11 protein-coding genes are annotated in these 13,866 nt (G+C 32.2%); 4 read left to right on the top strand and 7 right to left on the bottom strand.

From position 1 onward, the window contains the following. The 4 genes from AABM47_RS00565 to AABM47_RS00580 all read right to left on the bottom strand — a co-directional run. On the bottom strand, positions 1-705 hold a 705-nt coding region (locus tag AABM47_RS00565), incomplete at its 3' end, for an RNA polymerase sigma factor RpoD/SigA (protein WP_338408974.1). 227 nt (positions 706-932) lie between these two features. Next, positions 933-3,098, bottom strand: a complete 2,166-nt coding sequence (locus AABM47_RS00570; protein ID WP_338408975.1) for a polyribonucleotide nucleotidyltransferase — start codon at positions 3,096-3,098, stop codon at positions 933-935. 132 nt (positions 3,099-3,230) lie between these two features. After that, positions 3,231-3,500 (bottom strand): 30S ribosomal protein S15, encoded by a 270-nt coding sequence (gene rpsO / locus AABM47_RS00575; RefSeq protein ID WP_338408976.1) that lies wholly within the window; start codon positions 3,498-3,500, stop codon positions 3,231-3,233. Between the two features lie 92 nt (positions 3,501-3,592). Then, complete coding sequence (locus AABM47_RS00580; RefSeq protein ID WP_338408977.1) at positions 3,593-4,048, bottom strand: GAF domain-containing protein; 456 nt, start codon at positions 4,046-4,048, stop codon at positions 3,593-3,595. 70 nt (positions 4,049-4,118) lie between these two features. Between AABM47_RS00580 and xrtF the strand changes: the two genes are divergently transcribed. From xrtF to AABM47_RS00600, 4 genes are all read left to right on the top strand, one after another. After that, positions 4,119-4,679 carry an exosortase family protein XrtF gene (xrtF, locus tag AABM47_RS00585; protein ID WP_338408978.1) on the top strand — a complete coding sequence of 187 codons (561 nt, stop codon included), beginning with the start codon at positions 4,119-4,121 and terminating at the stop codon, positions 4,677-4,679. Between the two features lie 447 nt (positions 4,680-5,126). Continuing rightward, entirely contained in the window at positions 5,127-5,534 is a 408-nt protein-coding gene (locus tag AABM47_RS00590; RefSeq protein WP_338408979.1) for a hypothetical protein, read from the top strand. 48 nt (positions 5,535-5,582) lie between these two features. Further along, positions 5,583-7,826, top strand: a complete 2,244-nt coding sequence (locus AABM47_RS00595; RefSeq protein WP_338408980.1) for a TonB-dependent receptor — start codon at positions 5,583-5,585, stop codon at positions 7,824-7,826. A gap of 24 nt (positions 7,827-7,850) precedes the next feature. After that, positions 7,851-8,198, top strand: a complete 348-nt coding sequence (locus tag AABM47_RS00600; protein ID WP_338408981.1) for a heavy-metal-associated domain-containing protein — start codon at positions 7,851-7,853, stop codon at positions 8,196-8,198. Between the two features lie 193 nt (positions 8,199-8,391). On the opposite strand, the gene AABM47_RS00605 is transcribed toward AABM47_RS00600, so the two are convergent. The 3 genes from AABM47_RS00605 to AABM47_RS00615 form a co-directional block, all read right to left on the bottom strand. Continuing rightward, entirely contained in the window at positions 8,392-11,082 is a 2,691-nt protein-coding gene (locus AABM47_RS00605) for a T9SS type B sorting domain-containing protein (protein ID WP_338408982.1), read from the bottom strand. Positions 11,083-11,374: 292 nt separating this feature from the next. Then, positions 11,375-12,682 carry an ammonium transporter gene (locus tag AABM47_RS00610; RefSeq protein WP_338409003.1) on the bottom strand — a complete coding sequence of 436 codons (1,308 nt, stop codon included), beginning with the start codon at positions 12,680-12,682 and terminating at the stop codon, positions 11,375-11,377. Positions 12,683-12,713: 31 nt separating this feature from the next. Further along, entirely contained in the window at positions 12,714-13,730 is a 1,017-nt protein-coding gene (locus AABM47_RS00615; RefSeq protein WP_338408983.1) for a porin, read from the bottom strand. Positions 13,731-13,866 lie beyond the last annotated feature (136 nt).

Here is a 13,866-nt window from a genome sequence, read left to right on the forward strand (position 1 = left end):
CTTTACAACATCTGCCTCTCTAGGAGTTAATGTTTCTAATGAACGCTCGATTTCAGTACGTAATGATTCGTGGATTAATTCTCTGTCTGGGTTTGGTGATTCACCTGAACGCAATACATCGTAAAGGTTAGAATCTTCTCCTTCAACAAGAGGTGCATCCATTGACAAGTGACGACCAGAGTTTTTCATAGACTCTTTTACATCATTTACTGTCATATCTAGTTCTTTTGCAATTTCCTCAGCAGATGGTGGACGCTCGTTAGATTGCTCTAATAAAGCGTACATCTTGTTGATTTTATTGATAGAACCAATTTTGTTCAAGGGCAAACGAACGATACGAGATTGCTCAGCCAATGCTTGTAAGATCGATTGACGAATCCACCAAACGGCATACGAGATGAATTTGAAACCACGGGTTTCATCAAAACGTTGTGCTGCTTTTATTAATCCTAGATTTCCTTCGTTTATTAGATCGGGTAATGTTAATCCTTGATTTTGATATTGTTTTGCTACCGAAACAACGAAACGTAAATTTGCTTTTGTTAGTTTTTCAAGTGCACGTTGATCACCAGCTTTTATACGTTGAGCTAATTCAACTTCTTCATCAGCCGTAATTAAATCAACTTTTCCAATTTCTTGAAGGTATTTGTCTAGGGAAGCGGTTTCACGATTGGTAACCTGCTTGGTGATTTTTAGTTGTCTCATTTAATTTTATATCCTAAATTATGTTTTCATATACTTATACGCATGATGAGTTAAAAAAGTTACAAAAAACTGAAATTATTATTTTATAAATTGTAGCTTCGTTAAAATTGAAATATTGAAAACACTAAATCAACTGTGCCATACATGCGTTGCTTTGTCTTTTTTTTTAACAAAAAACCCACTTCAAATAAATGAAGTGGGTTTTTTTTATGAATTAAAAAATAAAATTAACCTTGTGGTCTTTCTTTTTTCTCAATAGGACGCTCTTCTCTTTCTGGTCTTGGCAATAACGCTTTTCTAGAAACTTTTTCTTTTCTAGTTTTAGGGTCAAGTCCAAAATATTTAACTCTAAACACATCGCCCATGTTTACAACATCGGTAACATTTTCTGTACGTTCCCAAGCTAGTTCTGATACGTGTAATAAAACTTCATTTCCTGGAGCGTCTATATATTCTACGACTGCACCAAAATCTAACATTTTAATTACTTTAACTTCATATGCTTCTCCAACAGTTGGTTTAAATATAATTGAATCAATTTTAGCCATAACTGCAGCTATTCCTGCTGGGTCAGTACCTAAAATTTCAACAACTCCTTCTTCCGTAAGTGGGTCTTCATTGATAACGATTGTTGTTCCTGTAGTTTTTTGTAATTCTTGAATCACTTTTCCACCAGGACCTATTAATGCTCCAATAAATGCATTTGGAATTCTTCTTGTAATAATTTTTGGAGAATGATCTTTAACATCAACTCTTGGCTGAGCCAATGTTTCTATTAATTTCTCTAATATATGTAAACGTCCATCACGAGCTTGAGCTAATGCTTGCTCCATGATTTCGTATTTTAAACCGTCAATTTTGATGTCCATTTGACATGCTGTAATTCCTTCTGAAGTTCCCGTTACTTTAAAGTCCATATCACCTAAGTGATCTTCATCTCCTAAAATATCAGATAAAACTGCAAAACGATCTCCGTCAGTAATTAAACCCATTGCAATTCCAGAAACAGGACGAATTAATTGAACCCCAGCATCCATTAAAGATAATGTTCCAGCACAAACAGTTGCCATTGAAGACGAACCATTTGATTCTAAAACTTCCGACACCACACGAATTGTATAAGGACAATCTGCAGGAATCATGTTTTTTAATGCTCTTTGAGCCAAGTTTCCGTGACCAACTTCTCTTCTTGAAGTTCCTCTTAATGGACGAGCTTCTCCTGTTGAAAATGGTGGAAAATTATAGTGTAAGTAAAATTTTTCTTCTCCTTGTTGCGAAGGTGAATCGATTTGGTTTGCTTCTCTAGAAGTTCCTAAAGTAGCCGTTGCTAAAGCTTGAGTTTCACCACGTGTAAACAATGCTGAACCGTGAACCGATGGCAAATAGTCTACTTCGCACCAAATTGGTCTAATTTCTGTGGTTTTTCTTCCGTCTAAACGAGTTCCTAAGTCTAAAGTTACGTTACGAACAGCTTCTTTATTTACTTTATTGAAATATTTAGAAACTAAATCGCCATTTTCTGCTAATTCTTCTTCCGTAAATAACGCTTTTACTTCGCTTTTTAATTCATCAAATGCAGCTGAACGCTCATGTTTGGCTGAACCTTTACTAGCAATTGCATAAATTTTATCATAAGCTGCTGCTTTCACTTTTGCATGAATAGCTTCATCTGTTTTTTCGGTATCATAGGTACGAACTTCTTTTTTTCCAAATGCAGCTACCAATCTTTCTTGTGCTGCAATCTGTGCTTTAATATGTTCGTGAGCAAATTTTATAGCATCCAACATTTCTGCTTCTGAAATTTCTTTCATTTCGCCTTCTACCATTGCAATAGAATCTGAAGAAGCACCAATCATCATATCAATATCTGATAATTCTAATTGAGCACGAGATGGGTTGATAATAAACTTACCGTCTATTCGTCCTACTCGAGCTTCTGAGATTAACGTTTCAAAAGGAATGTCAGACAATGCAAGTGCTGCTGAAGCTGCTAAACCTGCTAATGCATCTGGCATAACATCATCATCATGAGACATTAACTGAATCATAACCTGCACCTCAGCATGGTAATCACTTGGAAACAGAGGACGTAAAACGCGGTCAACTAATCTCATAGTTAACACTTCGTTATCACTAGGACGAGCTTCTCTTTTAAAGAAACCACCCGGAAAACGACCTGCTGCTGCAAATTTTTCACGATAATCTACCGTTAAAGGTAAAAAGTCAATCCCCGGGCTTGCTTTTCTTGAAGAAACTACTGTTCCTAAAATAACCGTTTTTCCTATTCTAACTACTACAGATCCATCTGCTTGCTTAGCTAAACGACCTGTTTCGATTGTGATGTTTCTTCCATCACCTAAATCGATACTTTCTACAAATAATTGTGGAATCATAATTTTTTTTTCTTTATTAAACAAAGGGTTAGTTGTGTAGTTGTTGTGTGTAGTTGTTGTAAACCCAATGAAGAACTGTACTTTTTTAAATATAAACGCAAAATAAAAGGGGCACAAGGCCCCTTATATAAATTATTTTCTAATACCTAATTCTTTGATAATCTCACGATATCTCAAAACATCTTTTTTGATTAAATAATCCAAAAGGCTTCTTCTTTTACCTACCAAAAGTACTAAAGAACGCTCTGTATTATAATCGTGACGATTTTTTTTCAAGTGTTCTGTTAAATGCGAAATTCTGTGTGTGAATAATGCAATTTGTCCTTCTGCAGATCCTGTATTTTCTGCTTTTCCTCCGTGTTTAGTGAAGATTTCTGCTTTTACTTCTTTAGTTAAGTACATGCTAATATTGTTTTAAATGATTATTATGTATGAACTGATTCAATTCAATTCGGTTGCAAAGATAGTTTAATTTAAAAATTAAACAAGAACTATTAAAATAAAGTTGCAACTTGCTCATTAACAAACTCTAAAAAACGCTCGTCTGCTGCAGAAAAAGGGTTAATAACATGTGAATCAATATCTATTTGACCTATATTTATTCCATCCACAAATAATGGAACTACAATTTCCGATTTCACTGTAAAACTACAGGCAATATAATTGTCTTGTGCCGCTACATCTGGCACTACAAAATTAGCATTTGACTCTGCTACTTGACCACAAATTCCTTTTCCAAAGGGTATTACAGTGTGATCCGTTTCTGCACCAACATAGGGTCCTAAATGTAATGTTTGAGTTTCGTGATTAGCAAAATAAAAACCAACCCAATTATAATATGATATGTTTTGTTGTAAAAACTGACAAATATTTTTTAACTTTTCTTCATTTGACAACAAAGCGTGTTCTGTTATTTCAGAAATCGCAGGCTTTAATAATTCAAAATTCATGTTGTTATTTTTTTACAAAAGTATCAATTGAAATTGTTTAAAATTACATATTTTTGTAAAAAATTTATTCTTGAAAAAAATACTTATTCAATACAAACCTTTTTTTACTTTTTTAGTAAAGTTTTTTGCTTCTTATTTGGCATTAATCATACTGTATAGCACCTATTTAAATCAATTTGATGCTTCAAGAAACGAATTAGACAGCATAACTAAAACAGTAGCATCAAATGTAAATGAAGTTTTGTTACTTTTAAATCAAGATTCATCCATGTACAATATGACAACCGAACCCGCAGTTGGCATGAGATTTAATGGTAAAATTATTTCTAGAGTAGTTGAAGGCTGTAATGCCATAAGTTTAATGTTATTGTTTATGGCTTTTGTCATTGCTTTTTCTTCTACTTTAAAAAAAACAAGCTTGTATATTGGATTTGGATTAATTTTAATATATGTAATGAATATTACAAGAATTGCTTTGTTGAATTATGCTTTATATTATTATCCCGAACAAAGAGTACTTCTTCACGACATCTTATTTCCATTAGTGATTTATGGCATAGTATTTTTACTTTGGGTGATTTGGGTGTTAAAATTTTCTAACCATGCAAAAAAACAAAACGGTACTCCTTAAAACTATAGGTTTTTTTATATGTATATCCCTTTTTGCGAGCATTCGTTTGTTCGAAAACACATTGTTTTATGATCCATTGATTGGTTTTTTTAAAACCGACTTTAACAATAGTTTTTTACCCAAATTAGATCTCATAAAATTAACCTTTTCTAATAGCTTGCGCTATCTGTTAAACACAGTCGTTTCAATTGCATTACTCGGCATTGTTTTTAAAGACATTGAAATTATAAAAATAAGCTTATTATTATATATCGTTTTATATATAATATTAATATTTTTAACTCTTGTCGTCCTAACTTTTTTTGCTGAAAAACACATGCTTTTATTCTATATTAGACGGTTTTTAATTCAACCTTTTTTCATTCTACTCTTAATACCAGGATTTTACTTTCAGAAATTAACTTCTTCATAACAGTTACACTAAATAAGTTTTATATATTTGCACCAATGAAATTATACAAACATATAAGTCTGTTTTTAGCAAGTGTAATGTTTTTGACAAACATTGGCTATAATTTTACGATACATTATTGCAATGATGCTATAGCATCCATTTCACTAAACACACAAATTGAAGAGCTTTGTACACCTGTGGCTACCTCATGCTGTGCTTTAGAAAAAAAACACAATAAATGCTGCTCTGATAAAGTTGTAAAAATTGACAAAAAAACGGATCACGTTGTTTCAAAAAGTTTTAAAATAAATTTTGAATCTATAGTTTTTTTTGAAAATAATTTATTTAAAATTTCAAACAAACAAAAAGCCTCTTCTTTCATAGATACACCATCATTTTATTGTGAATCTAATGCCCCTCCTTTTTATAAATTATACTGCAGATTTGTTTTATACGCTTAGTGTTATTAGTCAAATTAAAGTTGATTAAATAACATTAAAAAAATAATTATGTATAAAAAAATAATCTGTTTACTTGTAATGATTACTGCAGTTACTCAAGCTCAAAATGATGTAATCAAAGGAAAAATAGTAGACGAAAATAATGAAACCTTATTTGGAGCAAACATCTATTGGCTCAACACAAACATCGGTGTAATTACCAATACAGATGGCGAATTTTCTATTAAAAAAACTTCAGAAACAACAAGTTTAATAATCAGTTACATTGGATATAACACCAAAAAAATTGACATAAAAAACGATTTGTTTCTAACCATACAATTAAAAGCAGTTGAAGAATTAACTGAAATTACAGTTTCAAAAGTAAAAAAGAGCACTGAATATTCTTTGTTTAAGGCGACCAATGTGCAAACTATGGGTCAAAAAGAATTGCTAAAAGCTGCTTGTTGCAATATTTCAGAAAGCTTTTCGACCAACCCCTCAATTGATGTCAACTATTCCGATGCTGTTACCGGAAACAGGCAAATCAAAATGCTAGGCTTAACGAGCCCATATATCTTAATTGCTGAAGAAAACATTCCATCGGTTCGGGGAGCGTCTCAAGCTTATGGTTTGTCTTTTGTTCCAGGAACTTGGGTTGAAAGCATACAAATTACCAAAGGAGCCGGAAGCGTTATAAATGGATACGAAAGTATTTCGGGCCAAATTAATTATGAAATTTTAAAACCCGCAAATGACATTCCTTTTTTTTTAAACGCATTTACTTCAATGGACGGAAGACATGAATTGAACACTCATTTTAATACTAAATATTCCGATAAGTTGAGTTCTACTTTATTTCTTCATGGAAATACTAGAAATAATAAAAATGACAACAACAAGGATGGCTTTTTAGACAACCCGATTGGACAACAGGTAAATATTTTAAACCGATGGCAATATAATGATGTTGATAACGGAATGGTTAGTTTTTTAAATGTTCGGTATATGAACGATGAAAAACAAGCAGGTCAAATAGATTTTAACCCTGAGACAGATAAATTTACAACCAATGCATGGGGAAGTGAAATTGACACCGAAAAAATAGAGGTTTCAAACAAAACGGGTTATGTTTTTAAGGATATGTCATACCAAAGTATTGGTTTTCAAAACTCGTTTCAATCACATAAACAAAAGTCTTATTTTGGCTTAAACCAATACAACATCGAACAAAAAAGCTATTACTCCAATTTACTATTCAGCTCAATCATAAACAACACTAAAAATAAATTTACTACCGGAATTAACTTTACGTATGACAAGTATAAAGAGTTTGTGGCTGTCAATTTTTCTAAAGATTTTTCAAGAATTGACAATTCAGTTGGAGCCTTTTTTGAATATGATTTTGATAATTTAGATAATTTTCAAGTTGTTGCCGGCATTAGAGTTGATAACCACAACCGTTTAGGAACCTTTATCACACCTAGAGTTCATATAAGATATAACCCTTGGAAAGATGCCGTGATTAGAGCTTCTGTTGGGAGAGGTAAACGCGCTGCTAATATATTTGCTGAGAACCAACAACTATTTGCCTCAAGCAGAAGTTTTTCGTTTTTGAATAATGATGGATCATTATACGGATTAAACCCTGAAATTGCATGGAACTCAGGTTTAAGTTTTATTCAAAAATTTAAATTATTTGGTAAAAATACCGATATAGTATTAGATTACTACCGAACTGATTTTCAAAATCAAGCAGTTGTAGATATAGATTTTAGCCCACAACAAGTTGTTTTTTATAATTTAAAAGGCTCAAGCATTGCCAACTCTTTTCAGGCTGAGTTTTCAATTGAATTAAAAAAACATTTAGATTTAAAGACAGCTTACAAATACTATGATGTAAATACCGATTACATCACCGGAAATCTTCAAAAAGCATTACAAGCAAAAAACCGCTTTTTTGCAAATCTATCATATGAGACCCATATTTTAGACAAAGGTCAACAATGGAAATTTGATGTTACATACAATTGGTTAGGAAAACAACGATTACCAAATACAATTAGTAATTTGCCGGCCTATAAGCTTACTGAATATGCTCCTGCTTTTGGAGTAGTAAACGCCCAAATTACTCGAACATTTTCTAATGTTTTTGAAATATACGTTGGTGGAGAAAATATGGGTAATTACAAACAAAACAATGCAATTGTTAGTGCAGATAATCCTTTTGGCGCATATTTTGATAGTAGTATGATCTATGGACCTGTTTTTGGTCAAATGTATTATGCTGGATTGCGATTTAAAATTAAATAACAACAATACGTAAATTAATAAAAAATGAAAAAAATAATTTTAGTACTTATTCTTTCCATAATTGGAATTGGCGCACAAGCGCAAGAAAAAACAAACAACAAAAACGCTGAAGTGGTATTCAAAACATCAGGAAATTGTGATATGTGTAAAAAACGGATAGAAAAAGCGGCCTTTTCAGTAAAAGGGGTTAAAAATGCGGAATGGCTTGTAGACGATCAAGAAATTTATTTGATAATTGACGAAAACAAGTGTACCAAAGAAGACGTTGCAAAAGCAATTGCAAAAGCAGGACATGACAATGCAATGGCAAAAACATCAGATGAAACATACGATGCTTTACATGGCTGTTGCCAATATAAAAGAACAGAATAATAGCAAAAAAAATCCCGATAATAGACTGCCCCCAAAAAGTTAGACACTATTTGGGGGTATTTTTATAAAAACCAGCAGCGTAACAAAAACAGGTGAAAATTGGCTGGTAAAACGCAGCAAAAAAATTGAGAGAGAACCTTTTTATTGAACGTGTATCTTTTAAGAAAACAAGCTATTTTTATTATAAAATTAATTATCGAATCAAACTAAAATGACCTTTTTTTACTACTTCATTTTTATTTAGATCTGTTAAAGTCATTTTAAACCAATAATCAGAGGCCGCTAATCTTTCTTTATTGTATGAACCATCCCATCCAATTTCATTTTTTTTCAAATTCATGGTGTGAACTAGTTTGCCATATCTATTAAAAATTTTAATTTCTAGAGTAGAAAAATAACCTAAAAAATTTCCAGATACTTTCCAATAGTCGTTTACTTGATCGTCATTAGGCGTAAAAAATTTTGGAAAGTTAAATAAATGAATAGAGCTAGATACTAGGTTTTTACAACCATTTTCATCTTTTATATAAACTGTATATATCCCTGCTTCAAGATTTGTAAAGGTATGACTTGTGCCGCTGCCATAGTAAAAATTGTCATCTAAAGAATACGTATAATTACCATTTCCTTGAACAGCAATATATATTGTAGAATCATCGGCTGTGATTTTTTTTACAATTGGAATCTCTGAATTTATAGCTCCAAAATCTTTAGATTTTGAACAAGTTATACCATTTTCTTGTTTAGTAACCGTAATATTAAAGTTGCCTATTTGAGTCAAATCAAAAAACCTTTCATTAGATAAAACTACAGATCCTACTCTATTTGTCCACACCCAAGTATCATTTAAGCTGCCGCCATCTAGAATTACAGGAGAATCATCAAAGGGACATATTACATAAATATCTTCAATATCTATGCTGAGAAACGGATTAACAACTGCATTAAAACTTACAACACCAAAGCAATTAAAGTTTTCATCTTCAATACGTATCCAAATAACAGTTGTTGCTGTTATAAAACTTCTATCTATATTGTTTAATTTTGTTTGTGCATCTAATAAAGACGCATAAAAATTTAACGAATAACTTTCGGGAAAGTTTAATAGGCTTATTATTTCTTGTGCTTTAATATTTAAATTAAAGAGGCCTTCTGCATTGTCAAAAACACCGTCAGAAGAATCACAAACATACATGTTTGACAATACAGGTACAGATGTTAGTTGACTTTCTATAAAAAAACTTTCTATTGAAACACAGCCTTTATGGCTTATTATTTTTACCGTTATTTCTTGTGGATTTATAACATTAGCATAATTAATAGGATTCTGAATTTGGTTTACATCATTGGTTGCATCATTGATACTGGTATAAAAAGCATATTGAAAATCAGCGTTCGAAAAGTTTAAATAATCACTTATGTTTTCTAGATTAAAAATTGAAAAACCATCATTATTATCATCACATTGAGTTAAAACAGCTGCATCATCTAACTCAGGTAAAGGAAAAACTTCTATTTTTTTATATAAAGTCATCGTTCTGTTATTAAGACTAATCACAGCTTTTACCTTCTTAATACCTGGTGTACTAAATTGATGTATAGGTTCTAGTTCATTTGAAAAAACGCCATCATCAAAGTCCCACTGAACAGCATCTACTGGAGCATAAGTATCTAAACTAAAATTAAAACTGGCACTTACACAGTCATCATCAAATAAAACTATATGATTTCTTAAAAAAGTAGATGCAAAAATAGGCAGTCCTTTTGTAGCATTTCCTGTTTGAAGTTCAATGGCATCGCTTTGAAAATTACAATCTTGGGCATATTTTTCTGGTTTATGTATGACACTAACCGTATTACTAGGGTTGTCTATATCCCCTTTTGTAATGTAAATTTTGCCATTTCGTGCCAATTGTATTGACGATACATTTTGCTCGTCAATAATATAATTTTCAAGAGGGCTTATGTCGCCTATAGTTGTAAAAGGAAGCTGAACAATATAATCGTCACCCGCATAATAAAACATTTTTGAGTTTTGCGAAAATTCAATAGTGTATGGATTGAAAAATAGTCCAAATTCAGGAACAGCACCTAAATTAAGATGTAGCTCAAAAGTTATAGTATCATTGTTAAACTTATAAAAATAAATTTTTTGAAGAGCATTATCTACCACAACAATATATTGACTATCGGGAGAAACTTTCATACCTCCAAAAGAAACTAATGCCTCATTAATTTGCCACAGTATTGGATTTAGGTTTATACCGTTTTCCGTAATTTGAAACACCCTAAATACAGGATAAGGATCATATATTTGCCCAAATGGTGGGGTGTCAGATTCAGTTAAACAAATCAACCGATAAGAATTAGTCTCATAATGATACGTAGCTGCTAATCGGGCCGTAGCGGTGTCTGCAATTCTTTCATTTTTTATAGTAACTATACCTAAGGGCTCATTTGATGTAAATGTTACTTCTGAATAAAAAACTCCTTTTGGCATCGTTTCCGGGCTACCTACATTAAATTCTCTGGTAACTATTACAAAAAAAGTTGATTCGTCATTAGGTTTAGGAATAATAATTGAGGTTTGCACTCCTACTATATCTCCATACAAATTATCACCGTTAATCATAATTTGATGATTCTTATTCCATATGGTTCTTCCGTTTGTATAAAAAAGTAAATCACCATTATTGTCTGAAATACTAGAACAACCCGCAGGAGTTGTCATACTGCTGTTTGTTAAAACATTTTCTTCACCATTACTAAAATTGATGCCTGCATTTTGACCAAAGTACCAATAATTTGTTTCATTTTGAGAAAACACCTTGGAAGAAAAAAACATTGAAGCATAAATTAAAAATGCAACCCGAATTTTATTCATTTTTTTTTATTAGTAAATTATTATTCAAAATTATTTGTGCATATTTAACATATAAATACAATAATTTCAAAATTAGTCTTTAAATTAATATTTACAACAAAAACGAGGTATAATAAGAAATTATAAATAATTTTAAAAATAAATAACAGCATTGTAAAAAAGTAAAACCTTTTTTTTTATGTATTACAAAACAAATTGTAATTAAAAAAGCCTCAAAGATGCATATTCTTTGAGGCTTTATGCCAATAATAAATTAACCTAAACTTTATTTAAATTGTTAATTTTTAATAAATCAACCTCTATCTCTTTTACCTGGATAAGCAATATCACCATGCTCTGCAAGGTCAAGACCTATTATTTCTTCAGCTTCAGTAACACGAAGTCCCATGGTAACTTTTAGTAGTTTTAAGATGATGTAAGACAATACAATTGCCCATAATCCATAGGCTAAAACTCCAATAGCTTGAGTGCCCAATTGACTAGCTCCTCCTCCATTTAAAAGGCCTATTGGTCCATCTGCACTAATACCCCATAATCCAATTACAAGAGTGCCCCAGGCACCTGCAACACCGTGAACAGAAGCAGCACCAATAGCATCGTCTATTTTAAGCTTTTTTTCTATAAATTCAATAGAAAAAACAACTAATACACCACCTATAAGTCCAGCAAATATTGCACCAACAGCAGACATATTACCACAACCCGCAGTAATACTTACCAGACCTGCCAATACACCGTTTAATGTTTGAGGTAAATTTGGCTTGCCATACCAGATCCATGTTGTTATTAAAGCTCCTAATCCACCAGCAGCTCCTGCTAAATTTGTGATCAACACAACTGTTGAAGCGGCTATAGAATTTGCACCACCCCAAGCTAGTTGAGAGCCACCGTTAAAACCAAACCATCCTAACCAAAGGATAAATACACCTAAAGTTGCCAAAATTTGATTGTGACCCGGCATAGGAAGAACTTTTCCATCAACAAATTTACCTATTCTTGGGCCCACCATAAAGGCCGCTACCAATGCAGCCCATCCACCTACAGAGTGCACAATTGAAGAACCTGCAAAGTCAATAAAGCCAAGGTCTGTTAACCAACCAGAACCTTGCCATTGCCAACCACCGGCTATAGGGTATATTAAGGCCGTCATTACTATAGAAAATATAGCGTAAGTTGAATATTTAGTTCTACCAGCAATAGCTCCAGAAACTATTGTAGCAGCAGTAGCAGCAAACATAGTTTGAAAAAATAAATCTGCGCCTTCTCCCTGCATTAATCCACTCCAAAAAAACCATCCGTTTGTTGTTTCTCCATACATTAAAGAATAACCAACAAACCAATAGGTAATTGAACCTACACAAATATCCAATAAGTTCTTCATTGCAATGTTTATGGCGTTTTTAGAACTCGTCATACCTGTTTCTACTAGCGTAAAACCAGCTTGCATAAAGAAAACCAATATACCTGCAATTAACATCCATAACATTCCCATATCGCCATTTATAGCTGATACAGCATCCTGTATATCCTTAGTTGAAGCCGTAACAACTACTTCTTGTGTAGCTAACAGACTTGGAACTAGGGTTAATAAATAATTTATCATAATTAATTTGTTTCGTTATTTATACGTATTAAAATTTATAAATTGCTGCAACTAAGAAAGAAGCTAAAGATTTTGACGGCATTAAATCATTGTCTATAAAACTATCTTCAGAAGCACTATCTAATCTAAGCTCTGGTTTAATAATTAAATTATCTACTGAATAACTTGCTGTTAATGTTGCTGCAAATACACTTGAATCTTCAACACCACTTCCAATAGCGCCAAATGAACCATCTTCAACAAAATATTCGCCTCTAATTCCTAAAGCAAATGAATCAGTAACAGTATATTGTGGATATAGTGCAACACCTGTAAAACCAGGGCCACTATCTTCTATACTTAAATAAGCAGCATTTAAACCTAAAAATAATTTTTCTGAAACATCAAAACCACCCGTAAAATCGATTTCAACAAATGAAGGATCTACTAAAACGTTAAGAAATTGACTTTTATATCCCAGTTGGGTTCCAAATGCATAATCTCCTGTTGGATTAAATTCAGTTAAATCAGTATCATTCATAACCCCTAACATTAAACTTAAATCTTCGGCCAATGAAACATCGGCTTTAAAACCTGTATGACTAAACGGTCCATATGAAAATAAATACGAGGTGCTGTAGTTAAAGTTTAGCGCTGGAGAAATAACCTCATAACCTAAAAAGGTATTAAAGTTACCCATGGTTAGCTTTACTTTTTCTGTTACATTCCAATAAACATATAGTTGATTAACAATATTTCCAGTACTCGAGTACATTGGCGAAGCAAATACAGCATCTGTTCCTCTGGGCCCAAATACTAAATCAGCAACAAATCCAACTTTTTCTCCTTCATAGCTGGCAACTATATTGGCCATACCAAGGGCAAATCCGGGTAAATTTGCAAAAGATGAGCCGGGGGCAATAGCATTTTCGTCATTAGGGGCATTAAGATTTGATCTAAAATAAGCATCTACAGTTCCACTTATAGACACTTTTTTTTCTGCTTGTTCTTGTGCTATTAAACTAGAAGTAAAAAAGAGCACAACAAAGTAAAAATAATTTTTCATAAAAGTTGTTTTTTAGTTATTTGATAGCACAAATGTATATAAAAAGCATATATACCATATAAAATAAAGGGTCTTTGGTATAATTTTTATCATTTTTATATTATTGACCCCTATTTTTTATGGGTATGTTAAAAAT

The organism is uncultured Flavobacterium sp. (assembly GCF_963925415.1).
GTDB lineage: Bacteria > Bacteroidota > Bacteroidia > Flavobacteriales > Flavobacteriaceae > Flavobacterium.